The 25,303-nt window shown below is 57.4% G+C and carries 24 protein-coding genes and 1 tRNA gene; 7 read left to right on the top strand and 18 right to left on the bottom strand.

The window, feature by feature from the left end; genetic code table 11:
* The first annotated feature begins 91 nt into the window (after positions 1 to 91).
* Positions 92 to 658, top strand: coding sequence for an O-methyltransferase (locus tag HMPREF2891_RS03450; RefSeq protein WP_261666834.1), 567 nt, complete (start codon positions 92 to 94; stop codon positions 656 to 658).
* Positions 659 to 712: 54 nt separating this feature from the next.
* Here HMPREF2891_RS03450 and HMPREF2891_RS03445 read toward each other — a convergent pair whose 3' ends face one another.
* The 3 genes from HMPREF2891_RS03445 to HMPREF2891_RS03435 all read right to left on the bottom strand — a co-directional run bounded on the left by HMPREF2891_RS03445 (position 713) and on the right by HMPREF2891_RS03435 (position 3,281).
* Positions 713 to 880, bottom strand: coding sequence for a DUF3117 domain-containing protein (locus HMPREF2891_RS03445; protein ID WP_070617939.1), 168 nt, complete (start codon positions 878 to 880; stop codon positions 713 to 715).
* Positions 881 to 1,015: 135 nt separating this feature from the next.
* Positions 1,016 to 1,786, bottom strand: coding sequence for an LOG family protein (locus HMPREF2891_RS03440; protein WP_070663878.1), 771 nt, complete (start codon positions 1,784 to 1,786; stop codon positions 1,016 to 1,018).
* 13 nt (positions 1,787 to 1,799) lie between these two features.
* Positions 1,800 to 3,281, bottom strand: coding sequence for an NAD(P)H-quinone dehydrogenase (locus tag HMPREF2891_RS03435; protein ID WP_070663877.1), 1,482 nt, complete (start codon positions 3,279 to 3,281; stop codon positions 1,800 to 1,802).
* Between the two features lie 93 nt (positions 3,282 to 3,374).
* On the opposite strand from HMPREF2891_RS03435, the gene HMPREF2891_RS03430 reads away from it, so the two are divergent.
* Complete coding sequence (locus HMPREF2891_RS03430) at positions 3,375 to 4,205, top strand: purine-nucleoside phosphorylase (protein WP_070664234.1); 831 nt, start codon at positions 3,375 to 3,377, stop codon at positions 4,203 to 4,205.
* A gap of 51 nt (positions 4,206 to 4,256) precedes the next feature.
* The gene (locus tag HMPREF2891_RS03425) at positions 4,257 to 5,954 is read left to right on the top strand and encodes a phospho-sugar mutase (RefSeq protein ID WP_070663876.1); all 1,698 of its coding nucleotides are present in this window, start codon (positions 4,257 to 4,259) and stop codon (positions 5,952 to 5,954) included.
* 78 nt (positions 5,955 to 6,032) lie between these two features.
* Here the strand turns inward: HMPREF2891_RS03425 and deoC are convergent, their stop codons facing one another.
* From deoC to HMPREF2891_RS03365, 12 genes are all read right to left on the bottom strand, one after another.
* Positions 6,033 to 6,683, bottom strand: coding sequence for a deoxyribose-phosphate aldolase (gene deoC, locus HMPREF2891_RS03420; protein ID WP_070663875.1), 651 nt, complete (start codon positions 6,681 to 6,683; stop codon positions 6,033 to 6,035).
* Between the two features lie 6 nt (positions 6,684 to 6,689).
* Complete coding sequence (locus HMPREF2891_RS03415; protein ID WP_070663874.1) at positions 6,690 to 7,238, bottom strand: hypothetical protein; 549 nt, start codon at positions 7,236 to 7,238, stop codon at positions 6,690 to 6,692.
* Positions 7,239 to 7,241: 3 nt separating this feature from the next.
* Positions 7,242 to 8,528, bottom strand: coding sequence for a thymidine phosphorylase (locus tag HMPREF2891_RS03410; protein ID WP_070663873.1), 1,287 nt, complete (start codon positions 8,526 to 8,528; stop codon positions 7,242 to 7,244).
* A 1-nt stretch (position 8,529) separates the two neighbouring features.
* Positions 8,530 to 8,943 carry a cytidine deaminase gene (locus HMPREF2891_RS03405; RefSeq protein WP_070617959.1) on the bottom strand — a complete coding sequence of 138 codons (414 nt, stop codon included), beginning with the start codon at positions 8,941 to 8,943 and terminating at the stop codon, positions 8,530 to 8,532.
* Between the two features lie 65 nt (positions 8,944 to 9,008).
* The gene (locus HMPREF2891_RS03400) at positions 9,009 to 10,283 is read right to left on the bottom strand and encodes an ABC transporter permease (protein ID WP_070617962.1); all 1,275 of its coding nucleotides are present in this window, start codon (positions 10,281 to 10,283) and stop codon (positions 9,009 to 9,011) included.
* A complete protein-coding gene (locus HMPREF2891_RS03395) occupies positions 10,280 to 11,578 on the bottom strand; it encodes an ABC transporter permease (RefSeq protein ID WP_070617965.1) in 1,299 nt (432 codons plus the stop codon). The genes HMPREF2891_RS03400 and HMPREF2891_RS03395 overlap by 4 nt, the downstream gene beginning before the upstream one ends.
* Positions 11,575 to 13,128 carry an ABC transporter ATP-binding protein gene (locus tag HMPREF2891_RS03390; RefSeq protein WP_070663872.1) on the bottom strand — a complete coding sequence of 518 codons (1,554 nt, stop codon included), beginning with the start codon at positions 13,126 to 13,128 and terminating at the stop codon, positions 11,575 to 11,577. Before HMPREF2891_RS03390 ends, HMPREF2891_RS03395 begins: the two co-directional genes overlap by 4 nt.
* 101 nt (positions 13,129 to 13,229) lie before the next feature.
* A complete protein-coding gene (locus tag HMPREF2891_RS03385) occupies positions 13,230 to 14,318 on the bottom strand; it encodes a BMP family lipoprotein (RefSeq protein ID WP_070617971.1) in 1,089 nt (362 codons plus the stop codon).
* A 252-nt stretch (positions 14,319 to 14,570) separates the two neighbouring features.
* Positions 14,571 to 15,206 (bottom strand): 50S ribosomal protein L25/general stress protein Ctc, encoded by a 636-nt coding sequence (locus HMPREF2891_RS03380; protein WP_070617974.1) that lies wholly within the window; start codon positions 15,204 to 15,206, stop codon positions 14,571 to 14,573.
* Between the two features lie 131 nt (positions 15,207 to 15,337).
* Complete coding sequence (locus HMPREF2891_RS03375; RefSeq protein WP_034506786.1) at positions 15,338 to 16,318, bottom strand: ribose-phosphate diphosphokinase; 981 nt, start codon at positions 16,316 to 16,318, stop codon at positions 15,338 to 15,340.
* Positions 16,319 to 16,329: 11 nt separating this feature from the next.
* Positions 16,330 to 17,361 carry a bifunctional UDP-N-acetylglucosamine diphosphorylase/glucosamine-1-phosphate N-acetyltransferase GlmU gene (locus HMPREF2891_RS03370; RefSeq protein WP_070617977.1) on the bottom strand — a complete coding sequence of 344 codons (1,032 nt, stop codon included), beginning with the start codon at positions 17,359 to 17,361 and terminating at the stop codon, positions 16,330 to 16,332.
* Between the two features lie 164 nt (positions 17,362 to 17,525).
* A tRNA-Gln gene (locus tag HMPREF2891_RS03365) sits at positions 17,526 to 17,597 on the bottom strand.
* Positions 17,598 to 17,696: 99 nt separating this feature from the next.
* Here HMPREF2891_RS03365 and HMPREF2891_RS03360 point away from each other — a divergent pair.
* From HMPREF2891_RS03360 to HMPREF2891_RS03345, 4 genes are all read left to right on the top strand, one after another.
* Positions 17,697 to 18,320 (top strand): TetR/AcrR family transcriptional regulator, encoded by a 624-nt coding sequence (locus HMPREF2891_RS03360; RefSeq protein WP_034506792.1) that lies wholly within the window; start codon positions 17,697 to 17,699, stop codon positions 18,318 to 18,320.
* 55 nt (positions 18,321 to 18,375) lie between these two features.
* Entirely contained in the window at positions 18,376 to 18,897 is a 522-nt protein-coding gene (locus HMPREF2891_RS03355) for a MarR family winged helix-turn-helix transcriptional regulator (RefSeq protein ID WP_370870620.1), read from the top strand.
* An 81-nt stretch (positions 18,898 to 18,978) separates the two neighbouring features.
* Positions 18,979 to 19,806 carry an ABC transporter ATP-binding protein gene (locus HMPREF2891_RS03350; RefSeq protein ID WP_083309309.1) on the top strand — a complete coding sequence of 276 codons (828 nt, stop codon included), beginning with the start codon at positions 18,979 to 18,981 and terminating at the stop codon, positions 19,804 to 19,806.
* A complete protein-coding gene (locus HMPREF2891_RS03345) occupies positions 19,791 to 21,467 on the top strand; it encodes a hypothetical protein (protein WP_070663871.1) in 1,677 nt (558 codons plus the stop codon). The genes HMPREF2891_RS03350 and HMPREF2891_RS03345 overlap by 16 nt, the downstream gene beginning before the upstream one ends.
* A 7-nt stretch (positions 21,468 to 21,474) precedes the next feature.
* Here HMPREF2891_RS03345 and HMPREF2891_RS03340 read toward each other — a convergent pair whose 3' ends face one another.
* The 3 genes from HMPREF2891_RS03340 to rsmA are packed head-to-tail and all read right to left on the bottom strand — an operon-like array spanning position 21,475 to position 25,270.
* Positions 21,475 to 23,415, bottom strand: coding sequence for an ABC-F family ATP-binding cassette domain-containing protein (locus HMPREF2891_RS03340; protein WP_070663870.1), 1,941 nt, complete (start codon positions 23,413 to 23,415; stop codon positions 21,475 to 21,477).
* Positions 23,415 to 24,356: a 4-(cytidine 5'-diphospho)-2-C-methyl-D-erythritol kinase gene (gene ispE / locus HMPREF2891_RS03335; RefSeq protein WP_070617987.1), complete on the bottom strand. Its 942-nt coding sequence runs from the start codon at positions 24,354 to 24,356 to the stop codon at positions 23,415 to 23,417. The genes HMPREF2891_RS03340 and ispE overlap by 1 nt, the downstream gene beginning before the upstream one ends.
* Positions 24,356 to 25,270, bottom strand: a complete 915-nt coding sequence (gene rsmA, locus HMPREF2891_RS03330) for a 16S rRNA (adenine(1518)-N(6)/adenine(1519)-N(6))-dimethyltransferase RsmA (protein WP_070617990.1) — start codon at positions 25,268 to 25,270, stop codon at positions 24,356 to 24,358. Before rsmA ends, ispE begins: the two co-directional genes overlap by 1 nt.
* Positions 25,271 to 25,303 lie beyond the last annotated feature (33 nt).

The following is a 25,303-nucleotide window of genomic DNA, read 5'->3' as shown; positions in this document are numbered from 1 at the left end:
AAATTTTTCGGGAAAGGGGCGCATCATCGCTACCGATAAGGCACTCAGCTGGTCCTACTGCGAGGAATTCGTACCCGAGGGCGAGGTTTTAATGGCCACGCGCCTCCAGGCCGAAGAGCTCGGATGCACGCCCATCTCACCTGGCACCGGAGCAACCCTGCGCTCCCTCGTTGCCGCGTGCGGCGCCAAAGCAGTAGCCGAAATCGGCACGGGCACGGGCGTTTCCGGACTGTGGCTACTATCCGGCATGAGCGCAGACGCCGTCCTCACCAGCATTGACTTTGACGCGGAACACCATCGCGTTGCCCGCGCCGCATTTGCCGCGGCGGGAATGAGGCCACCGCGCACCAGGCTCATTACCGGGCGCGCACTCGATGTGCTCCCCCGCATGGCCTCACGTACCTACGACCTCATGTTCCTAGACGGAGCCGTTAGCGAAACCCCCGAATACGTTGAGCACGCAACGCGTATGCTCCGCCCCGGTGGTCTCATGATCATTGCGCACGCCCTCTGGCACGACCAGGTAGCAGACCCAGCCAGGCGCGAACCAGACACGGTTGCCATGCGCCAGCTGGCCAAAGATATTGCGGACTCCAGCAACTGGGTCACCCAGATCCTCCCCGTAGGTGATGGGTTGCTCGTGGCCATCCGCCGATAAACAAAGCCAAACAAAAATGGTGCCGGCAGATGGCCGGCACCATTTTTGTAAACGCTAAGAAATCGCCTCTTGAAGTTCCTTCGCAAGCACCTTCGCTTCATCAGGCGTGAGCTCAACAACCAGGCGCCCACCACCCTCAGAAGGAATACGCATCACGATTCCGCGCCCCTCCTTGGACGCCTCCATAGGGCCATCTCCAGTACGAGGTTTCATTGCAGCCACGTGTAAATTCCTTCCCCTCGTCTACGGGCGATCACGATTTAAGCCGCCCTATACCCCCTTCATTCTATCGCGACACGTGAGTTTCGGCATGAGAGAGCGCAAAACTGCCCGCATTCACACCACTACTGGTCACATTCACATGCGCTGATCGCGCGAGCGTTTGATGTCGTCAGCCAGGAAATCTTCTATCACCGCCATGGCCTGCTCGGGCGTATCAACGAGGTGGATCAAATCCATATCGTCCTCGTGAATCATTCCCTCTTTCACCATCACGTTTTGCAACCAATCCACCAGACCGCCCCAGTAGGAGCTATCAACCAACACAATCGGGAAACGGCGAATCTTCTCGGTCTGCACCAGCGTGAGAGCTTCAAACAGCTCATCAAATGTGCCAAAACCACCCGGCATAACCACAAAACCTTGCGAGTACTTCACAAACATGAGTTTGCGCGTAAAGAAGTAGCGGAAGTTCACGCCCAGATCAACCCACTTGTTCATGCCCTGCTCGTGGGGTAGCTCAATGCCGAGGCCAACCGAAACTCCGCCCGCCTCAACCGCGCCCCTATTCGCAGCCTCCATGATTCCCGGGCCGCCGCCCGTAATCACAGCTAGGCCCCGCTCGGCAAGCATCCGACCCATCTTGTGCGCAACCGCGTAATCCTCACTCTCGTGATGTGTGCGCGCCGAACCGAACACTGAAATCGCAGGGCCCACCTCTGAAAGCGCGCCAAACCCCTCCACAAGCTCGGACTGGATACGAAGCACGCGCCACGGGTCCGAATGGATCCAATCCGCATCAGACTGCGGCTTCAGCAAATACGCATCGGTGGTCTCTTTGGGCACCTGCCTACCCCTGTACAGGAGCGGGCCGCGCCGGTAAGTTGGACGTTTCGTTTTTGGGCTCACTTTTTCTCCACAATCAGTGCAACATTCTGGCAACCTCGGACAAAGTGCCCGAAATCGATGGATAAACCGTGTATGCCGAAGACAGCTGATCAACCGTCATACGGTGTGTCACCGCGAGCGTCAGCGGGAAAATCTGCTCTGATGCGCGCTCGCAAACGATCACCCCACCCGTGATCACACCCGTGTCAGCTTCGGCAAAAATCTTCACAAAACCATCGCGAACACCCTGCATTTTTGCCCGCGGATTACGCGCAATAGGAAGTTGCGCGATCTTGATGTTCATGTGATTCGACCTCGCCTGATCTTCGGTCATACCAACCGTGGCAACCTCGGGCAAGGTGAAAATAGTAGAGCCCACGAGAGACACGTCCAAGGGCGTCACTGCATCTCCAAGGGCGTGCCACATTGCGATGCGCCCCATTTGCGCGGCCACCGAAGCGAGTGGGAACACCCCCGTGCAATCCCCTGCCGCATACACGTGCGAGGCAGAGGTGCGCGAGACCCGGTCCACCTCAATGTGGCCGCGCTCAGTCAGACGAACCCCGGCTTCCTCCAAGCCAATCCCCTTCGTGGACGGCACTGAACCCACCGCGATCAACACGTGGGAGCCGCTTAGAACCTCGCCCGATTCCAGCTCAACCTCAACGCCTTCCCCTGTGCGCCTAGCGGCCTTGGCGCGCGCATGGCCTTTGATCACCATTCCGCGCCTCTCAAACACGTCTTCGATCAAGCGAGCCGCGTCCTCATCCGCATTGGGTAGCACGCGATCACGCGAGGACACCAGCGTCACCTTAGTGCCAAGCACCTGGTATGCGCCCGCAAGCTCAGCGCCCGTCACGCCTGAGCCAATCACAATCAAATGCTCCGGAGGCTCCTTCATGCCGTACAGCTGCACCCAGTTCAAGATCCGCTCGCCATCAAACGGCGAGCCGGGCAATGCGCGCGGGCGCGCCCCCGTGGCGATCAGCACCACGTCGGCACGTAGCGTCATCTCGATCTGGTCCCTAGCGGCCTCTTCCCACCCCTTCGACACGAATACCTCGCGCGTACCATCGGGAAGTAGCGAAGCCCCGATCTTGCCCACGCCGTCAACCACGTTCACGCCCAGGGCCTCGAGGCCCGCGCGAATGTCACGGGACTGGGCGCTTGCCAAAGCGCGCACGCGCTCATTAATCCTCATCAAATCAGCCGTGGGGCTATCCGTTCCCACGCCGATACCGAGCTCTTCTGTCTGTTCTGTTTGCGTCAACCACTGTGCGGTAGCAATGAGCGTCTTAGACGGCACCACATCGGTCAGAACCGCCGCACCACCCAAGCCCTGGGCTTCCACCAGCGTGACCTTGGCACCAAGTCGAACCGCAACCGTTGCGGCCTCATAGCCACCCGGACCGCCGCCAATAATTACGACCTTCGAGCCCTCTCTAACCGGCGACGCTGCCGGCTCAGCCCCAAGGCGGTGCGAACCTGAATCTGCGGCGTGCTCGACGCTAGTCATACGATCAATCCCTCACTAAAATTAATAGGCTGCTTCCCCATTGTTACCTATCAAATGGTTCACCATCACAATTTTCCAGTAAAATAGATGGTTATGAATGAAACCAACCAAAACAATGAACTAGACGTTAATGACCCTTTTGGAAAAGCTGAAGAAGCAGCGAAATATATCGCGGATCGCACCGGCGTAAAGCAGCACGACATCGCCCTTGTCCTCGGATCCGGATGGGGCGGAGCAGCCGAACTTATCGGCAAAACCGTAGCCGAGATTCCTGCCCACGAAGTTCCCGGCTTTTCCAAGCCAGCAGTTGAAGGCCACGTGGGACTAACCCGCTCCATCGAACTTCCCAGCGGCAAGCACGCCCTAGTCCTCGGATCACGCACGCACTACTACGAAGGACGCGGCGTACGCGCCGTGGCCCACGGTATCCGCACCGCCGCGGCAACCGGCGCGAAAATCGCGGTACTCACCAACGGGTGTGGCGGCCTGCATCCCGAATGGACACCGGGCCAGCCCGTCCTCATCAGCGACCACATTAACCTCACGGCGGCCTCACCCCTCGAAGGCGCAACGTTCGTTGACCTGACCGACCTGTACTCGCAAAGGCTTCGCGACCTCGCCCACGAAATTGACCCGACCATTCCCGAAGGCGTCTACTGCCAGTTCCGCGGGCCCCACTATGAAACCCCCGCGGAAGTGCAAATGGCGAAGGTTCTAGGCGCCGACCTGGTTGGAATGTCTACCACCCTTGAAGCTATCGCCGCGCGCGAGGCAGGGATGGAAGTACTCGGCATTTCCCTCGTTACTAACCCGGCGGCAGGCATCTCAAAAACTCCCCTGTCACACGAGGAAGTAATCCAAGCCGGACAAGCCGCAGGCCCGCGCATCTCGGACCTGCTTGCCAACATTGTCCGCAACCTTTAATAGCGCCCGACCGGGCGCCCCAGCGCATGCGCTGTTACCGGAAGGAAACCCATGGCGACATTCAATGAACGCCTAATCCAACAGTGGATCGACGACGATCCGGACGAGAAATCGAGAGCCGAAATAGAGGCCCTCCTCGCCGCCTACAAAGCCGGCGGAGAAGGAAGCGGCGAAGCTGAAGCTGAGCTGACCGACCGCTTCGACGGCACCCTCGAATTCGGCACGGCTGGTCTGCGCGGCAAACTTGGGGCCGGCCCCAACCGCATGAACCGCGCAGTCGTTATCCGCGCGGCTGCCGGCCTCGTCGCCTTCCTCAAAGAAAAAGTTGGAGACGACTTCACCCTGGTTGTGGGCTACGACGCCCGCTACCAATCCGACCAGTTCGCAAAAGACACGGCCGGCATCGCCACTGCGGCCGGCGGGAAGGTCTACCTGTTCGACCAGCACCTGCCCACACCCGTCACCGCATTTGCACTCCGCCACCTAAACGCGGACGCAGCCGTCATGGTCACGGCATCGCACAACCCGCCCCAAGACAACGGCTACAAGGTCTACCTAGGCGGACGCGCCGTCAATGATTCAGGCCAAGGCGCGCAGATCGTACCGCCGTTCGATGCGCAAATTTTCGACCAGATCAAGGCAGTAAAGTCGATCAAGGCCGTGCCGATTGCCGAGGACGGTTGGGAAACCCTGGGCAAGGACATTCTGAACGAGTACCTGACTCGGGCCGCATCGCTAGTCCCCGCCGGAGCAAAAGACCTGCGGATCGTCCTGACCTCCATGCACGGCGTGGGTGGCGACACCTGCCTCGAAGCTCTTCACCGGGCCGGTTTCGAGGACGTGCACATCGTCAAAGAACAGCACGATCCAGATCCTGACTTCCCCACCGTTGCGTTCCCGAACCCGGAGGAACCGGGCGCCCTGGACCTGTCCTACGAACTCGCACGCAAGGTTGATGCTGACCTCATCCTCGCCAACGATCCGGATGCTGACCGCATGTCGGCCGCCATCAAGGATCCGCGTGCCGAAGGCGGCTGGCGCCAGCTGGCCGGTGACGAGGTAGGCACCCTGCTGGGCGAAAAAGCCGTGCGTGAACACGCCGGAACCGACGCGGTGGTGGCCAACTCCATCGTGTCCTCCCGCCTGCTATCCCAAATTGCCGCGCACTACAACGTGGCCTACAAGGCGACACTGACCGGCTTCAAATGGATCTCGCGCGTGCCCGGCGTTGTATTCGGCTACGAGGAGGCCCTGGGATACTGCGTTGACCCAGACTTTGTGCGAGACAAAGACGGTATCACCGCATGCCTAGAGCTCGCCCAGATGGCAGCTGAGCGCAAGGCCGCCGGCTCGTCGCTACTGCAGGCGCTGAACGACCTCGCACGCCGCCACGGCCTTTACGCAACCGCTCCCCTGTCCATCCGCGTCTCGGACCTCTCCCTCATTCCGAAAGGCATGGAGAACCTGCGCGGAGGCAGCCTCAAGGAGCTTGCCGGCTCCCCGTTGGCGTCCGTGACCGACCTGTCGGAAGGATCCGAGGAGCTTCCACCTACAAACGGCCTCGTGTTCCTATCCGAGCGCGGCGACCGCGTTGTGGCCCGCCCGTCCGGCACGGAACCAAAGCTCAAGTGCTACCTCGAAACCATTGTTGCGGTTCCCGAGGGTGCCAGAATGGATGATATTCGAGACGAGGCCGATCGACGCCTCGAACTCATGAAGAAAGACATGCGCGACGCGCTCGGCATTTAGCAGCTAAACGCCAGTAGATGCGCACAAGATTGGGCCGGGCATTACACATGCCCGGCCCAAAACTCTTGTTAGCTCAGATTAGTCATCCATGCCCGCGAGGATAGCCTTCGACGAAGATAGGCCCAGGCGGGAAGCACCGGCCGCGACCATCGCCAGCGCGGTCTTGGTATCGCGGATACCACCCGAAGCCTTAACCCCCAGGCGATCGCCCACGGTATCGCGCATCAGCTTCACAGCGTGGACCGAGGCGCCACCGGCCGGGTGGAAGCCCGTGGAGGTCTTCACGTAGTCAGCGCCCGCAGCCTCGGACGCCTTGCAGCAAGCCACGATCTCCTCATCCGTCAGCGCGGCAGACTCAATGATTACCTTCAACAGCGCGCCCTCGCTGGCTTCGCGAACAGCGCGAATGTCGGCCTCTACCTCGTCAAACTTGCCTTCCTTAACAAGCTTCAAGTTCACAACCATGTCGATCTCCTGCGCGCCCAGCTCAACCGACTGGCGAGCCTCTGCGGCCTTGACCTCAGGCATGTGCGCGCCCGATGGGAAACCACAAACCACGGCAACCTTCAGGCCCTCAGGAACCTCAATCGGCAACTGGTTTGGCGAGACGCAGACCGAGAAAGTGCCCAGCTGTGCACCTTCCTCGATCAATGCCTCGACGTCCTTCGCTGTCGACTCGGGCTTCAACAGGGTGTGATCGATCATTTTTGCAAGTTCTGCACGCTTCATTTTCTTTTACATTCCTTCCGGTATCACAGCAACGAGTACGCGCTGCCAATTACCAAACGCGCGCTCACGTGTGCAAGAGCGGGAGCGAGCAACAAAATCGCTCCACTCCATCGTCCAATATTTGCCCTCAGCGGGCTCAAAAATCTCTATCTGATCGCCCCTCATAGAGGCGGTAATCACGTGGCGGGGAATCACATCTGCAAAACACCACGGTTCTTTTACCTTCAGTGTTCCCCCACCCGTGAAGAATGCGACGTCCTCGCCCCGTTTAAGGGCAGACAACGCCAGATCCTCAATGCCTGGTATCCATGCGTATCGCCGATACTTTAGGCCCGTAGCGCTACTCAGCAAGCCCGTCATCGCCCACGGAGACGTGCCCAAACTTCTTGGCCAGGGCATTCCCATGCGCGAGGCGATGCGGTGAACGCGTTCCTGTTGCAAAGCTGCCTCAGCCGCGTTCATATCCGCATACTTCTTGACGGAAGGCACATGTTTTGAAGCCACCTGGAGGGCGGCCGCAATGCCACACGTCGTATCCGTAGCCTGCCTATGCATCGATTAGCTAATCCGATCAAGCACTACCGAGGCGCGCTCAGCCGGCTTCTCATCACCGATGTCGTAGCCGCCTTCCAACGTCTGCAGTGCGCGCTCAAAACGCTGTGGCGTTGCCGTGTGCAACGTCATGAGCGGCTGGCCCTTAACCACCTTGTCACCCGGCTTTGCGTGAAGCTCGATGCCTGCAACGGCCTGAACCTCCTCGCCAGCGCGAGCGCGACCCGCGCCAAGACGCCAGGAAGCCACGCCAACTGAAAGCGCATCGAGGCGGGTTAGGTACCCGTCTCGCTCGGCAACAACATCGTGCGTGTCCTTTGCAACCGGGAGTGGAGCATCCGGATCGCCACCCTGAGCGGTGATCATTTCCCTCCAGCGGTCCATTGCGCGCCCATCCTTCAAAGCGGCCTCAAGATCCGCATCAGGCTTTCCAGCAGCGGTAAGCATCTCGCGAGCAAGTTCAACGGTCAGCTCAACAACATCCTCCGGGCCACCACCCGCAAGAACCTCAACGGACTCACGCACTTCGAGGGCATTGCCAACCGTAAGACCAAGCGGAGTGGACATATCGGTCAGGAGCGCGGAGGTCTTAACGCCATGATCGGTACCAAGATCAACCATCGTGCGGGCAAGCTCACGCGCCTTGTCAAGATCCTTCATGAACGCACCCGAGCCGACTTTCACGTCCAACACGAGTGAGTCGGTGCCCTCCGCGATCTTCTTCGACATGATCGAACTGGAAATAAGCGGAATGCAATCCACGGTAGACGTGATGTCGCGAAGCGCGTACAGCTTCTTATCTGCGGGAGCAAGGCCTGAACCGGCTGCACAGATTACGCATCCCGGTCCGGCCAGCATGTCGATGACTTCCTGGTTGGATAGGTTTGCCCTCCAACCGGGAATCGACTCTAGTTTGTCGAGAGTGCCGCCAGTGTGCCCGAGTCCGCGCCCAGAAAGCTGCGGGACAGCCACGTCAAATGCGGCAACCAGCGGTGCAAGCGGAAGCGTGATCTTGTCTCCGACACCGCCCGTAGAGTGCTTATCTGCGGTGCGGCGCGGAAGCGAGCTGAAGTCCATGCGCTCACCGGAGTTGATCATTGCGAGCGTCCAGCGCCCAATCTCGGCGCGCGTCATTCCGTTTAGGAAGATCGCCATCGCCATGGCAGCCATCTGTTCTTCACCCACGTCACCGCGAGTGTACGCATCGATGATCCAATCGATTTCTTCGGGGGTTAGTTCCCCACCGTCACGCTTGTGACGAATAACGTCTACAGCGTCAAAAGTTTTCTTCATGTTATGACCTTTCAACTTCGTCGAGGTCGTCTGGGCCGAACGCGTCCGGAAGGACCTCGGCCATTGTCTGAATGCCCCTCGGCATCTTCATAAGAAGCTGCTTGCCTCCGTGCTCGTACAGGATTTGCCGGCACCGGCCACACGGCACGATATAGTCACCATCCTGGTTGACGCACGTGAACGCTACGAGGCGGCCTCCACCTCCATTAATGAGGTCGGAAATCACCCCGCATTCGGCGCATAGTGTGACTCCTAGGCCCGCATTCTCCACGTTGCAACCGGTAACAATGCGCCCGTCATCTACGAGCGCGGCAGCGCCAACCCGGTAGTTCGAGTAGGGAGCGTAAGCTCTTTTGTTCGCAGCTACTGCCGCTTCATACAGCTTGGTCCAGACTTCATCAGTAATCTCAGTCATGGTTTTCCTTAGGGTGCTCCGTTAGCCCCCAAAATTTTGGGGGCTAACGGCAAATTGATTCCGGTTTACGGGTACGGTTTACCTTCTGCAGCAGGAGCGCGGACTACTCCGACGAAGCCAGCAACCGCGAGGATCGTAATCACGTACGGGATCATCAGCAAGAACTCGGATGGAACATTTGAGCCAACTGCCTGCATGATGGCACCAAGGTTCGTGGCAAAGCCGAACAGGAGGGCCGCACCGAATGCGCCCTTCGGGTTCCAACGGCCAAGGATCATCGCCGCAAGGGCGATAAAGCCGTTGCCGGCAGCCATGTCCTTCGAGAACGCGAGGCCCTGACCGATCGTGAAGAATGCACCACCCAGGCCGGCAAGAGCGCCGCCCAGCAACACGTTCATCCAACGCGTACGGTTTACCTTGATACCCACGGTATCCGCGGCACGCGGATGTTCACCACAAGCCCTCATGCGCAGTCCCCAACGGGAGTTGAAGACCATGAACTGCAGGATGATTACCGTGAGGAACATCAGGTACACGAGGATCGACTGGTTGAACAGGATCGGGCCGATTACCGGAATGTCCGCAAGTACGGGGATCTTCAAGTTCGGCAGACGGTTAACCGAGTTCAAAGTCTCCGCGTTGTACTTCAGTACCGTGGAGTAAAGGAACGAGGTTAGACCAACCACCAGCATGTTCAGCACAACACCCACAATGATGTGATCGGTGCGGAAGTTGATAGTGAACAGTGCAAGTAGCACGGCAACTAAAGCGCCCGCGATTGGCGCGCCAATGAGGCCGAAGTACGGATTCCCCGCGACGGAAGCCACAACCGCGCCAAGGAAAGCACCGAATAGCAGCTGACCTTCAATCGCAATGTTAATAACGCCGGAACGTTCGTTGACTACACCAGATAGCGCGCCGAATACGAGCGGCGTAGCAAACGCTAGAGCGCCGGTCAGCAGTGACACGGCCGGCAGGTGTGCGTCCTTGCCCGCAATGGTGGAGAGCAAGAATGCGATCACGAACGGTACGGCCACGGCTACAAGTAGCCAGCCGTTTACGTGCTTACGTTCCTTAGCCAGATACCAGATGTATCCAGTTACGGGTACCGCGATTAGCACCATGATCCACGAGGTCAGACCGGCTGGCAAAGTGGTATCCGGAATGGTGAACCACGAGGTTGCGCCCGCCCACGAGACCGTTGAGTTTCCCCTGGTGGTGAACGCGATGAGTACCGTGAGGACTGCCATTACGGTTGCTGCGATCGGGTCGCGCAACTGCATCTTCAGGCGAATGTCATCGCCTGCCTTCTTATGCTGAACTACGTTTTCAGTGCTCACTTTGCGGCCTCCTTCTTAGCTCCAGCCGAGGCGCGCGCAGCCACCTTTCGCTTATTGCGGTAGTACTGAACTGCTTCAGATGCCGCAATCAACAAAACGATGATCGCCTGCGTGACCTGAACAATGTCCACAGGAATTCCAGCGGCTGCCTGCATGGTGGAACCGCCTGCAGCGAGTGCGCCAAACAGGATGCCGGCGAGAACGGTGCCGAGCGGCGTTGATTTACCAAGCAACGCAACCGTGATTGCGTCGAATCCGTATGATCCGGCTGTAGCGCTGGTAAGGAACTTCTCGGTGCCCAACACGGGAGCTGTACCGGCAAGACCGGCGAGACCACCCGAAATCACAAGCGTCAAGAAGATGACGCGCGGAACGGAAATACCGGCCGTACGCGCTGCGTGCGGGTTTGCACCAGCGGCGCGAAGTTCGAAACCAAACGTGGAGCGTTCCAACAGCCACCATACGAATACGGCAGCCAGGATCGCGATAATGAATGAAAGGTCAAGACGGTAGTTTGAGCCAAGTAAGCTCGGGTACGTGGCCGTGTCGGCAACGTACATTGACTTACCTGCCGAACCATCACCCTTCATGAACTCCTGGCTCAGCGTCCACGAGAGGAACAGTAGAGCAATAGAGTTCAACATGATGGTCACGATAACTTCATTTGCGCCAACCTTTGCCTTCAAGAAGCCCGGGATAGCGCCCCACAGAGCACCACCCAAAACAGCGCACACGATCGCAACAATGAGGTGCAGGACAATCGGAAGGTGCAGGTGCATGCCCACTACTGTGCCCACAAAAGCACCCATGATCAGCTGACCCTGCACACCGATATTGAACAGGCCCGCGCGGAACGAAACCGCGATTGCAAGACCGGCAATGATCAGTGGAACCGAACGGGTTAGCGTCTCAAGAAGAGGTTTAATACCAACCGCGAAGGAATCTGCCTGATAGTTGTAGATAGAACCTCTAAACAGCGACGAGAAGAAGCTCTGGAACGTGGATCCAGCCGCTTGGAAGAAGTCCGACGGCTGCGCAAAAAGATAACCAGCAGCGGTTTGGACGTCCTCGTTGAAGATCACAACAATCAACGCGCCAAGCACCAGTGCAACAGCAATAGCCCCTAGAATCACGGCCGTATTGATCGAGAACAGGCGCTGCGTCAGTCGGCTACCGAAAGGAACCTTGTCAGATTCCGCCTTCTTTTCTGCCGGCTTTTCAACTTCGCGCTCTTGCCCGTGGATCTCACCAGGCAGTTTCTGGTTAGTCGGCTGCGGATTTGTTTCCTGACTCATTCGCCAGCCTCCTCAATCTTCGTTGTACGAGCCTGCGCCTGCGCCTCTTCAAGAGGCACACCAGCCATCATGAGGCCGAGCACAGAACGCGGCGTACCCGCCGGAACAATGCCCACGATCTTGCCGCGGTACATAACCGCGATACGATCAGCAAGCGCATCCACCTCGTCAAGCTCTGTAGAAATCACCAAGACAGCGGTGTCGTTGTCGCGCTCTTGCACGATGCGTTCGTACACAAACTCGATGGAACCAACGTCGAGGCCACGAGTGGGTTGTGACGCCACGAGGGCCTCTAGATCACGCGAAAGTTCACGCGCCAAGATAGCCTTCTGCGCGTTACCGCCAGAAAGCGTAGAAATCGGATCGTGGATTGATGTCACGCGAACGTCAAACATGTCGCGTAGTTTCTCCGCGTGTTTTTCCACCACCGCGGGCAACATATTGATGCCCTTGGCAAAAGGTGCCCGATCGTAAACGTCTAGGATCATGTTCTCTGCTATCGAGAACGAGGCGATCATGCCGTTTGTTGACCGGTCTTCCGGGACGTATCCAAGGCCCTTCTTCTGCAAACGTTCCTTGATGGTGAATGCGGCAAGATCTTCACCGCTGATCTTAATGGAGCCAGAGTTTGGCTCAATATCACCGAGGATCGCTTTGGCAAGCTCAGTTTGGCCGTTGCCCTGCACGCCCGCTACACAGACGATTTCGCCCTTGTGAACGTCCAGGCTTACCCGGTCGAGCAGGATGTTCCCCTCTTCGCTTACAACCGACAGGTCCGAAACGGATAGTCCCACTTCGCCCAGCTTTGCCTCGTTCTTATCAACATCAAGCTTCACGGGGCGGCCAACCATCTGGGAGGCCAATTCGGTTTCCGTGGACTGCGGGGATGCCTCACCAACAACCTTGCCGCGCCTAATCACCGTGATTCGGTCTGCAACCGCTCGCACCTCACGTAGCTTGTGGGTAATGAACACGATTGAAGTGCCCGATTCCTTGAGCTGAACCATGATGTCCATGAGCTCATCGGTTTCTTGCGGCGTGAGCACTGCGGTGGGCTCATCCAAAATCAGAACCTTGGCCTCGCGCGACAGCGCCTTAATGATCTCCACGCGCTGCTGCGCGCCAACTGAGAGATCTTCAATACGCGCATCCGGGTCGATATCAAAACCGAAACGAGCCGAGAGCTCGTTAACCAGTTTGCGTGCCTTGGTCTTATTTATAACGCCAAGCGCTCCAGTGGGCTCGTAACCGAGGGCTACGGATTCCGCCACTGTAAAAACAGGGACCAGCATAAAGTGCTGGTGCACCATACCAATGCCAGCTGCGACCGCATCTCCGGGGCCGCTGAAATGAACCGGCTTATCATCAATCAGGATCTCACCGCCATCTGGCTGGTAGAGACCATAAAGGACATTCATCAAAGTTGACTTGCCCGCACCATTTTCACCAAGAAGAGCGTGAATCTCCCCAGGCTCGACGGTGATGTTTATGTTGTCGTTAGCGACGAGCGGACCGAAAACCTTGGTGATGCCTCGAAGTTCGAGTTTCACAATGTTTTCCTTCGTTTCAAAGCGCCCATAAAGCCAGGTAAGGCCCGGATGCCGAGAAGGGCGCCCGGGCCTTACCTACTTGTATTGGTCAGCTCTGTAAATTACGGCTGGTTCTTGGTCTCAACCTTGATCTTGCCAGAGATGATGTCCTGCTTAATCTGCTCAACCTCGTCCTTGAGCTCTGCAGGAACCTTCGAATCGAAGTCGTGGAACGGTGCGATCGAAACGCCGCCGTTCTCGAGATCGCCAACGTACTGCTCCGAAGTCCAGTTGCCATCAGCAACAGACTTGATCGTGTCGAACACTGCCTGGCCGATCTCCTTCATCACCGAGGTGAGGATGTACTGGCCCTGTTCCGGCTGGGTGAGGTAACCGTCAGCGTCAACCCAGATGACGGAAACGCCGTCAGATTCGGAAGCAGCGGTGAGCGCGCCAGCGCCAACCGGACCAGCTACTGGCATGACAATGTCAGCGCCCTGGTTAATCAGCTGCTGAGCGGTGTTCTTACCCTTAGCGACATCAGAGAAGTCACCGGTGTAGGAGCCTTCCTGGCTCTCCATGTCCCAGCCAAGAAGCTTCACGTCGGTCGAGTGGACCTCGTTGTACTTCATCATGCCGCCTTCGAAGCCATCAGCGAAGATAGCGGTCGAAGGAATCTTCATGCCAAGGAAGGTACCGATCTTACCGGTCTGGGTCATGCCCGATGCGAGGTAGCCAGCGAGGTAGCCGGCCTCAGCGGTGTTGAACACAAGTGCGCGAGCGTTCTCCGGCTGGTTCTCGAAGGTCGAGTCAACTAGAGCGAACTTAACGTCCGGGTGCTCAACAGCCTTAGCCTCAAGCTGAGCGGCCATCTTGAAGCCAACGCCGATGATCAGGTCACAGCCCTCATCCACCATCGTGGAGATGTTCGGATCAAAATCAGCATCCGAGTTCGACTCAGCGGTCTTCACCTCAACGCCGAGTTCCTTCTCAGCGCGCTTCAAACCTTCATAGCCCGACTGGTTAAACGACTTGTCGTCAAAGCCGCCCTCGTCAGAAACCATGCAAGCCTTGACATTGCTTGCACCCTGCGCGCCGCCGGTCTCGCCGCTTGCGCCTTCGTTACCGCCTTGATCCGGGGCCGAACCGCAAGCTGCCAGCATCAATGCTGCTGCAGCAGCAACCGCAGATACCTTAATCGTTTTCTTCACAGTTCCTCCTGTGGAAAGGTTTTAGAAGTTTGACGAGTCTCCCCCGCAATCTGGCAAGGTCCGCTCGTATGCACGTAACAGTATAACCGATATAGAAGGCCCCCAGAACTCTGCTTCATGATCGTAAGCGAACAGTTATATTTGCGGCCTGTCTAGCCGAATCCGCACATCACACGTCAAGCCGAATAAAAAAGCGGATTGGGAGACCCCGTCTCCCAATCCGCAACAGCTAAGTGGCTAACTCGGCGAGGATTACTCCTCTTCCGCAGCCTCTTCCTCTGCCTCAGCTTCGCCTTCAGCAGCTTCGCCCTCTTCAGTCTCTGCAACCTCAGGCTCCGGAACTTCCTCAGCAGCAACGATCGAAACCAGAACCTCTTCCGGATCCATCTCGTGCGTTACGCCCTCAGGCATTTCTAGCGCAGCAACCGTAAGGCTATCGCCCTCGGTCATGCCCTCAATGGAAAGCTCGAAGCTCTGCGGGATAGCAATAACCGGAGCCTTGACCAGGATCTCGAAGTGCTCCTGGTTAGCAACCATGTTGTCCTTGACTTCGCCGTGGACGATCAGCGGGACAGTAACCTCAACCATCTCATCGCGGCGAACCGCAAACATGTCAACATGCAGGATGTCACGACGAACCGGGTGACGCTGAATATCCTTAACCAGAGCAAGCTGCTCATTGCCATCGAACACGAGGTTAACAAGAGCGTTCGCGCTGTCCTTAACTACAAGGAACGTCTCGTGGCCAGGTAGATCAAGGTGGATCGGATCAACAAAATCAGAGTAAACAACGGCCGGAACTAGGCCGTCGCGGCGTGCGCGACGGGCAGCGCCCTTACCAAACTCGGTGCGAACCTTCGCTTCCATACGCGTAATATCAGCAGGCATTTATCCTCCTAGGATCTCTCAAAATGAACGTGACCCCGGATGGTGGTGCGAAACAATGCGTTTCGAACGCCCTGTCGATAACGGCCAGCAACGCCAGCCCTCGCCGAGGCAACTTCAATAGTGTAGCGAAATTATGCGACTCCGTCGAATAGCGACGTCACCGAACCATCGTCAAATACCTCACGAATTGCGCGCGCAAGAAGCGGGGCAATGGAGAGGATGGTTAGTTTATCGAACCGCTTGGACGGGACAATCGGAAGAGTGTTGGTCACAACCACTTCCCTAGCGCCGCATTCGGAAAGACGCTGGGTTGCCGGATCAGAGAGAACGCCGTGGGTTGCAACCACAATCACGTCCTTAGCACCCGAAGCAAGCAGAACCTTCACGGCCTCTGCAATCGTGCCGCCCGTATCAATGAGGTCATCCACCAAAACGCACTCGCGGCCCACCACGTCACCAACAACCCGGTTTGCAACCGCAACGTTTGGACGAGTGGTGTCGCGAGTCTTATGAATGAAAGCAAGGGGAGCTCCACCCAGCTTCTGCGACCATTTCTCCGCAACCCGAATACGGCCAGCATCAGGAGAGACCACCGCAACATTAGACAGATCCACGCGGGTACGGACATAGTCAACGAGGACTGGCATGGCCCAAAGGTGATCGACCGGACCGTCAAAGAAACCCTGCGCCTGAGCCGCGTGTAAATCTACCGACATGAGGCGGTCAGCACCGGCAGCCTTGAAAAGATCGGACATGAGGCGGGCCGAAATGGGCTCGCGACCAAGGTGCTTCTTGTCTTGACGTCCATACGGGTAGAACGGTGCCACAACGGTGATGCGCTTCGCGCTTGCACGCTTGAGCGCATCAATCATGATCAGCTGTTCCATAACCCACTTGTTGATGGGCTCGGTATGCGACTGGATAACAAACGCGTCACAGCCACGAACAGACTCGTTGAAGCGCACGTAAATCTCACCATTCGCAAAATCGTATGCCGTGGTGGGTAGAACACCCGTTTGAAGCTCCTCGCCAACAGCCGCCGCAAGCTCAGGGTAGGCTCGCCCTGACACCAGGATCAGGCGCTTTTCACCGGTGGTGATAATTCCAGTCACTTTAATTTCTCCTAAATGCGGTTTTGCAGCTGTTGGAAGGCGGGTAGAAGAGTGCCTGCTTCAACCAACGCGTCGAAGGCAAAGCAGTACGGCATGATGGAGCCCTCACCGACTTCTACATTACGTAGCGTCGTATGAGGGCCAATTTCAGAATAAGAATCAATAAAAGTGTTGCCTTCGAGGATGCAGCCCGGCTCAATCGTCACATCCGGCGCGATTTCTACATCAACATCAATCCACGTTGAGGTTGGATCAACCACGGTTACGCCCCCGCGCATGTGTTCTTCGAGGATTCGCCGGTTCATTTCCGCACGAAGCTCGGATAGCTGAACGCGGTCATTACACCCCTGCGCCTGCCACACGTCCTCAAGAATGAAAGCTCCACACCTGCGGCCCCGCGCAATAGCTGCTGCAATGGTGTCGGTCAGATAAACCTCACCCTGGTCATTATCCGTCCCAAGCGTAGGTAGAACCTCGGCGAGGAAAGCCGCATCAAACGCGTAGATTCCCGCGTTAATTTCCCGCACAGCTAGTTCGTCTTCCGAGGCGTCGCGGTGCTCCACGATCTTCGTAACCGCACCCTCTTCGCGAATAATCCGGCCATAACCCGTGGGGTCTTCCACAACGGTTGTCACAACCGTAACCGCATTCTTCGCACTCTCGTGCGCCTTCCCCAGCTCGCGCAGCGTCTGCCCAGTAAGCAGGGGTACGTCAGCGGACGTAACGAAAACAGTTCCCGCGAGCTCATCCACGTGCTTCGCGAGTTCTTCCAATCCGCACTGAACGGCGCGACCCGTACCCGGAATCTCATCCTGATCTGCAATCACAGCATCCGGCGCGAAATCCTGCACCATCTGCGCCACGCGATCACGCTGGTGACGAATCACCACAACCTGTTTTGCCGCCCCGGATTCTTCTGCCGCAACAATTGCGTGTCCCAAAAGCGGGCGCCCACACATTGGGTGAAGAACCTTTGGAGTATTGGACTTCATACGCGTGCCCTGACCTGCCGCCAGGACGATTACAGCCAACGGGTTACTCACATTCCCATCCTTTTGGTTTTGTAAAACCGCGAGAGTTACGCCAACACCTCCGATCTTAATAGGAACAGAGGCGCCGAGGCGAAAATTTAGGCAGACTCAATAAATTTTTGGGATGAAACGGGGCAGACAAGAAAAACTCCCACGCGTTTGCGTGGGAGCAACCGTTCCGCCCCTAGGATTCGAACCCAGACCTCAAGGCACCAAAAGCCTGTGTGCTGCCGTTACACTAGGGCGGAAAGCCACAAGTCATTGTGCCATACTTTAAAGCTGAGCACCTAAACGAAACCGGTGCCAGTGATCGAAGTTAAAATGCCCGCGAGGGCGGAGGAAATAAAGTGGCTGCGAAAAGGACCAGGCTGAGCGCAATCGAACGCCGTGAACAACTCATCGCAACCGGACGTTCCGTTTTTGCCGCCCGCGGTTTTGACGCCACCACGGTAGAAGAAATCGCGAGTAAAGCGGGGGTAACAAAACCCGTTGTATACGAACACTTTGGAGGCAAAGAAGGCCTCTACGCCGTGATCGTGGACCGGGAAGTACAGCTCCTTGTCACCACTATCACTAACTCGCTTAACTCGGCGGAGCACCCGCGTCGCATCGTTGAGAACACCGCTCTTGCCCTCCTGGACTACATTGACGAGCACACCGATGGCTTCCGCGTGCTCGTTCGAGACGCTCCCCTAAACCGATCCGAAGGCTACTACTCCTCCGTCATCGGCGATGTAGCAAACAAGGTTGAGCATCTTGTTGCCGCCCGCTTCAAGGAAGCAAAACTAAATGCTAAAGCCGCCCCAATCTACGCGCAGATGCTGGTTGGACTAATCGCCCAAGTTGGTCAATGGTGGCTAGAAGAGCGCAGCCCCGATAAGAAGACCGTGGCCTCCCACATCGTTAACCTCACCTGGCTCGGACTACGAAATCTGCACCCCGATCCGCAGCTACTTAGCGACGCTGATTAAGGTGAACTTCAAAATCAACGAAGACAAGAGTCTTGATTTCAAGTATCTTTGAAGCGTGAGTGAAAACAAACGCATGCCCGTCCCAACTCCGGACGACGAGGTTGACCGCATCGTCAGCTCTTGGCAAAAAGAGAGGCCCGACCTCGACTCCACTCCCATGCTCGTTTTCTCGCGCATCACGCGACTGGCCCGCCACCTCGACCTCGCGCGGCGAAACGCGTTTCTTTCGCACGGCCTCGAGCCTTGGGAATTCGATGTTCTCTCGTCCCTACGCAGGTCTGGTAGCCCATACGCGCTCACCCCGGGCGTCCTCATGAACGAACTACTCGTCTCATCGGGAACCATGACCAACCGTATCGACAGGCTGGAAGCAAAAGGGCTTGTTGAACGATCCCCTTCCCCGTCGGACCGGCGCGCCGTCCTAGTGTCGCTAACCGTCGAGGGCCGCAAACGCGTGGACTCCGCGCTCAAATCACTACTTGACGACGAACGTAACCTGCTGGTTGGAATCAGCGAAGAAGATGAGCAGAGGCTTTCACTACTGTTGAAGCCGCTACTACTCGCATTCGACGCTTAACGTGTAGGGCACACCACGCGTGCCTGCCAGCTTCATTACCTAACATTTTCGACCCGATTTGTACCCGACTAAGAGGAAATCGTGAGCAACGAAAACATTCACCAACAAGCTCCCACGAGCCCTACGCAAAGCATTCACAGCACCCGCTTTGACGGACCGCCCATCGCGATCGACGCGCGCGGCCTGACCAAGGTTTTTGGGAATACCATTGCGGTTGGCAACCTAACCCTGGGCATCCCGCGCGGATCCTTCTTTGGCCTAGTCGGCCCTAACGGAGCAGGCAAAACTACGTTCCTTTCTATGGTTACGGGCATGCTTGTGCCAGACGCTGGAACCGCATACATTTCCGGCGTAGATATTTGGGATAAATCCGAAGAGGCCAAGGCCATGCTCGGCGTTCTGCCCGACGGATACCGACTGTTCGACCGCCTCTCCGGCGCCGCCCTGGTGGAATACATGGGAATGCTCCGCGGGCTCGATAAAGACACGTCCCGCACTCGGGCAAAAGAGCTACTCGAAGCGCTCGGCCTTGAAAACACCGGTAAGAAACTTGTAGCCGACTATTCGCAGGGCATGACGAAGAAAGTTGCGCTGGCCTGCGCCCTCGTACACGGCCCGAAAATCGTTGTACTTGACGAGCCGTTTGAATCGGTAGACCCGATATCCGCGGCCGGTATTCGTAGCCTCCTAACCGAATTCGTAGAAGCCGGAGGCACCGTAGTGCTCTCCTCGCACGTTATGGACACGGTAGAAAAACTGTGTGACCACGTGGCGATTTTGAATCACGGTCAAGTGCTAGCGGCCGGCACCACCGAGCAGGTATCAGCTGGTAAGAGCCTGGACGAGCGCTTCCGCGAGCTCGTAGGTGGGGTGAAGGAGACAGGAGGTCTCGATTGGTTGCGTCAATAATTGGCCTTAAACTTCGCTCTTTGTGGAACAACCTAACCCAAAAATGGTGGAAGTTAGTTCTCGTTATCCTAGCTACGCTCTACTTTGGCGCATTCTTTGGTTTCATGCTGATCGCGCCGCTACTGATTCTTGATGCCAGCCTCTTAATCCCATTCACCAAAGTTGCCCTGCTGGTGGCCAGCGCTAGCACGCTAGCGTGGGCAGGCGCTCCTCTATTTGGTATGGGACTAGATGCCACAACCGCGCCAAAGTCCTTCGCCCCTTATGTTGCGCCAACCAGATCTTTGTCTAGAGCGCTCCTTTACGCCTCAGTAGCAGGGCCGGCCGGCCTCATAACACTCCTCGTTTTCGTCGCCGGAACCGCGGGACTATTCAAGGTAAATGAGCCACTTTACGGCGTTCTATCCATCGTGCTGATGCCGTTTGCTCTGGTCTCCCTTGCCCTCGTATCGCGGTTTATAAGCTTCTGGTTTGCTGCCCGCGTTGAGGCCTCTCAAGGCCGGCGCGACCTCATGCAAATGGTTGGCGTAGTCCTGTTTGTGGCAATCATGTGGGGATTTTCCTACTTCATGTCGACCTTTGCAGAAGGCGGAATGAACCTCGACATTGGCACTTTGACAATCATCGCGAAATGGACACCATTCGCTGGCATCGTTTCTATTCCCTACCTTCTGGCAGGCGGTGAGCTCATCCCCGCCCTCGTGCAAGTGGCTTACGGGGTAGCAATCTTTACGGTACTAGGAGCTGGATGGCACTCGCTGGTTCGCGGCGAAATGGTGGGGCGCAAACACGAACTCACCGATGCGACCAAGCAGGCCGTGGCCGCGGGGCAAAGCGTAGTGGATCCGACTTTAGTAGCCACTGAGGTCAAGACTGTTGCCGGCCTAGACCAACAGCTGAAGTCTCTAAACTTCTGGCTGAAACTGGGCCTCAACCCACCCACCGCTGCGCTGGCAGCCCGCAACCTTCACATGTGGGTGCGTGACGCGCGCCTAGCGCCCTCCCTCATCATCATGCTGATGATGCCGATTCTTGGTCTCGGCTTTTCGCTAAGCCCAACGGGTGCGTCCACGGGCTGGTTTTTATTCGTATTCACTCCCCTGATCTTCGGTCAGACTGCGGGTATGTTGCTCTCATACGACTCAACCGCCTACTGGATGCATGTCAGCGCGGGTGTAACCGGACGAGCCGACCGCTTCGGGCGTCTCTTCGCATCACTTCCCGCTCTAATCGTGGTTTCCATATTCAACGGCGTTCTGGCATCCATTGCACTACCAATCGGAATGTCCTGGCTAGCGCTGACCATCGCCTCGTTCTCACTGGGACTGCTTACCGCAAGCCTGATGTCTGCCATAACTGGATACCGCGCATTTGGCGTGCAACCTCCGGGAACATCAGCCATGTCTACCAAGGGCACGGCAAACCAAATGGCCACGTTTATTGGCGGTCTGGTCGTATTCACACTCGGTAGCTTGCTGATGGTCCCAGCAGTTCTTGCATACATCTACCTTGGCCCCATCATCACCGAGGCCGCGGTTTATCTACTGGTATTGGTATGGACGCTAGGGATCAGCTACGTGGCACTGCGCATCGGAGCAGGCCTGCTCGAGCGCAACCAGGCCGCCATCTTGCAACAGATCAAGAGCTGGCCCGGCCATTAGACAGAGACTACTTGGCGCGTTCAGCGGCCTCTGCGGCCTCTAGCCACGCCATTTCTAGCTCATCATGCTCGCTTTGAGTATCTTGAAGTGCGGCCGACACCCGGGCCATCTCGGCAATCTGATCCGCGGAGGACTCCGGGTTGGCAGCTAGCTCTCCCAACTGGGCCTCGTACTTCTCTATCTGACTGGCCAGGCGATCCATCTGCCGCTCGATTCGGCGCGCTTCCTTCTGCGCTTCGCGGAACAGCTGCGCGTCGGAAGTTTTTGGCGCGGCCAAAGTTTTATGCGCGCCGTTTTTGCCCGGTTCTTCGCGGTTAGTATCTGACCACCGCGACGTCCCCCTACCGGCCACGCCACCCATGCCGGCCTCGCGCATCTGCAAATACTGCTCCACACCACCGGGAATGGCACGAAGCTTGCCGTCACCAAATAGAGCAAGTTGGTGAGTGGTAGTACGCTCCAGCAAATAACGATCGTGAGAAACCACTACCAGCGTGCCGGGGAAGGAATCCAGCAGATCTTCCATGGCCGCAAGCGTGTCAGTGTCGAGGTCGTTGGTAGGCTCATCCAGCAAAATCACGTTCGGCTCCGACATCAGCAAACGGATCAGCTGCAACCGGCGCCTCTCCCCGCCCGAAATGTCAGCAACCGGGGTCCACGCCCTACTGCGCGTAAAACCGATTCGTTCAACCAACTGGGAGGCAGACACCTCCCTATCGCCAATCATCACCGACTGCGCCACGTCAGCCACGGCCTCAACCACCCGCCTATGTGCGACTGCGTCTAGTTCATGCGTATCTTGCGAAAGCGTGCGCACCTTCACTGTTTTGCCGCGCTTTACCCGACCCGAATCGGGCTCCACCTCGCCACTAAGCAGGCGTAGCAGGGTGGTTTTACCCGCACCATTCACACCCACAATTCCCACGCGCTCAGCCGGAGCTAGACGGTAAGTCACGTCCTCAAAAATCGTGCGCTTCTCATCGCCCTCGCCAAAAGCTAAAGACACGCCTTCCAGGTCAATCACCTGTTTGCCCAGACGCGCGGTAGCCATGCGTACAAGTTCAACCTCATCGCGCGGAGGAGGCTCATTAACGATCAGTTCTTCCGCGGCCTCAATACGAAAACGAGGCTTCGAAGTGCGCGCGGGCGCGCCGCGGCGCAACCAGGCGAGCTCCTTGCGAAGCAGGTTTTGCCGTTTTTGTTCCGCGAGAGCGTTTTGGCGAGCCCTCTCCGCCCGGGCCAAAATATAAGCCGCGTACGAGCCTTCGTACATTTCGATTCGGCCCAGAATCTGCGGCCGAGAACCACCCGGATCAATACCTGGCACAACCTCCCACACGTGGGTGCACACCGCGTCCAAGAACCAGCGGTCGTGCGTCACCACGATCAGAGCACCACTATTACGGCCCGAACCATCGCGCGGCCCCATCCGCTGATTCAAATGTTTAGCCAGCCAAGATACGCCCTCAACATCCAAATGGTTCGTGGGTTCATCCAACACGAGGACGTCCGCCGGGTGCCCCTGCACGACGCCTGCAGACAAAACTCGCGCCAAGTTCACGCGCCTGCGCTGACCTCCTGAAAGCTCACTCATTTTCGCTTCCAGATCAATATCAGCCAAAAGCCCCTCATGAACATCCCTAATCGCGGGCACAGACGCCCACTCGTGGGCTGCAAGTCCGGGATGAACCACGCTTTGGACCGTCTGGGCGCTGATGACGTCGCGCTGAGACAAGTGCGCAAACGTGACACCATCGCGCACAATTATCTGGCCGCTATCTACCTCACGTTCGCCCGCGAGCATATCCAACAGCGTGGTTTTGCCCGCCCCGTTTGGGCCGAGCACACCAATGCGATCTCCGTCTGCCACCGAAACCGAAATGTCGGCCAAAATCTTGCGCGAACCACCTATCGCGCCAATGCTCTGCGTTCCAAAAAGATGTGCCACTACTCCACCTTTGCCGGCTGCGCGGGGCCAGACACCACCAGCGTGTTCTCCACCTCGGGCGCCTCTGCGAGGCGCTGCTCAATCTGGCGGGCATGTTCAAGGCTAGTTGCCAGCGCCGCTACCGTTGGGCCCGAACCGGACAGTAAAACTGCGAGCGGCCCGGCCTCTTCAATCACCTTCCACGCTTGCCCAAGCGTAGGGTGCATACTCAAAGCGGTTTCCTGCAGATCATTTTCTAATAGGCCCACCAGTTGCTCAGCACCTTCAAGCACACGCCAATCGCCCTCGCGCAAACTAGTAGGTAGCTTGCTCCGACCTCTGCCCTGTACGTCAAACTCTTTGAACACGGCCGGCGTTGAAAGCCCCTGCCGCATCGTGCACATCACCCAGTAGTGCTCAGGCGTATCGGGCTGGTACAGTCGCGTCATGTGGTCCCCATATCCCAGGCCCAGGCTAATCCCACCCTCCAAACACGCCGGCACATCTGCGCCAAGCCCACGGGCAATCTCATGCATGCTCTCGCGATCGAGGTTTAACCCCAGGAGTTTATCAACCGCTACGAGGGTTGCGGCCGCGTCTGCGGAACCTCCGGCCATTCCGCCGGCTACCGGGATGCTCTTTTCAATTTCGATCTCGAGGACGTGGCCGTCTGGAACCGCTGGAATACCAAGCTTTGCGGCCTCCAAAATCAGCGCTCTTGCCGCTCGAAACGCCAGGTGTTTTGTAGGTTCCAAATCCGATAGGTCCGCGCCCAGCGTGTGCACTACGATCGGCATGCCGATTCGCGCAGATTCATCGCGTTGCGGGCGAAAACGAACGGTTGCTCGCTCCCTAATATTCAACGTTTCAAAAATGGAATAAAGCGGATGGTAGCCACGTTGGTCGGGTTTACCTACCAAAAGGATAAGATTCAGCTTTCCCGGTGCGCTCGCTGTGATCACTAGGCGCCCTGCTTCAACTCGTTGCGGGCCTTAGCTAAGGACAAGAATTGGTCAATATCCAATACCTCACCTCGCGCAAGCGGGTCGATACCCGCGTTTTCTATCAATGCGTCCACGTCCACATCCGCCCACTTCTTCAAGGCAGCGCGAAGGGTTTTGCGACGCTGAGAGAACGCGGCATCCACAACCTCAAAAAGTTCTTGGCGAGTAACACCCGCCTGCTCGGCAGCCGGCAAAGCATCCGCCTCGTAACGCGAAATTCGCACCAGCGAAGAATCAACATTTGGGATGGGCCAAAAGACGCGCCGGGAAATAGTGCCCGCTAGCTCAGCATCGCCATACCAAGCGACCTTGACGGACGGCACGCCGTAAATTTTTGACCCTGGATTGGCGCTCAGGCGCTGCGCAACCTCAGTTTGCACCATCACTAAAAGCTCACGGATGGATGGGAAGTTATCCAATACACCTAGGATCAACGGCACAGCCACGTTGTACGGAAGATTTGCCACGAGGCGGGTGGGAGCCTCCCACTCTTGCATCTCTCCCTCAATAGGCTTCGCCTCATTCAGACGATCCAAAGTGGTGACCTTAAGAGCATCCGACTGAAGAACCCGAAGCGGCGCACCCGGCGCATGCCCGGCTACAGTGGCCGGCAGAGCCGTTGCCAAAACCGGGTCAATCTCAATCGCCGTCACGCGCGCGCCGGCCTCCAACAAGCCCAGCGTTAGAGAGCCCAGACCCGGACCAATCTCCAACACGTGTTCCCCGGCTACAACATTCGCGGCTTTCACAATCTTGCGAACCGTACCGGCATCATGAACGAAGTTCTGACCCAGCGTTTTTGTAGGTTGGATGTGAAGGGCGGCGCAGATCTCGCGCACATCCCTTGGCGTCAACAACTTAACTTCGCTCATAGAACCATTCTACCGGGCAGACACAGACACAAA

This window comes from Actinomyces sp. HMSC065F11, assembly GCF_001813085.1.
GTDB lineage: Bacteria > Actinomycetota > Actinomycetes > Actinomycetales > Actinomycetaceae > Gleimia > Gleimia europaea.
Note: the sequence above shows the minus strand (reverse complement) of the source record. Positions and strands in the feature narration are given on the sequence as shown.

Bases quoted from the DNA above. Each gene is read 5' to 3' on its own strand.
- HMPREF2891_RS03450 (WP_261666834.1), top strand. From the start codon at position 92: ATGGCCACGCGCCTCCAGGCCGAAGAGCTCGGATGCACGCCCATCTCA.
- HMPREF2891_RS03435 (WP_070663877.1), bottom strand. From the start codon at position 3,281: ATGACTAGCGTCGAGCACGCCGCAGATTCAGGTTCGCACCGCCTTGGG.
- HMPREF2891_RS03430 (WP_070664234.1), top strand. From the start codon at position 3,375: ATGAATGAAACCAACCAAAACAATGAACTAGACGTTAATGACCCTTTT.
- HMPREF2891_RS03425 (WP_070663876.1), top strand. From the start codon at position 4,257: ATGGCGACATTCAATGAACGCCTAATCCAACAGTGGATCGACGACGAT.
- deoC (WP_070663875.1), bottom strand. From the start codon at position 6,683: ATGAAGCGTGCAGAACTTGCAAAAATGATCGATCACACCCTGTTGAAG.
- HMPREF2891_RS03415 (WP_070663874.1), bottom strand. From the start codon at position 7,238: ATGCATAGGCAGGCTACGGATACGACGTGTGGCATTGCGGCCGCCCTC.
- HMPREF2891_RS03410 (WP_070663873.1), bottom strand. From the start codon at position 8,528: ATGAAGAAAACTTTTGACGCTGTAGACGTTATTCGTCACAAGCGTGAC.
- HMPREF2891_RS03405 (WP_070617959.1), bottom strand. From the start codon at position 8,943: ATGACTGAGATTACTGATGAAGTCTGGACCAAGCTGTATGAAGCGGCA.
- HMPREF2891_RS03395 (WP_070617965.1), bottom strand. From the start codon at position 11,578: ATGAGTCAGGAAACAAATCCGCAGCCGACTAACCAGAAACTGCCTGGT.
- HMPREF2891_RS03380 (WP_070617974.1), bottom strand. From the start codon at position 15,206: ATGCCTGCTGATATTACGCGTATGGAAGCGAAGGTTCGCACCGAGTTT.
- rsmA (WP_070617990.1), bottom strand. From the start codon at position 25,270: ATGAGCGAAGTTAAGTTGTTGACGCCAAGGGATGTGCGCGAGATCTGC.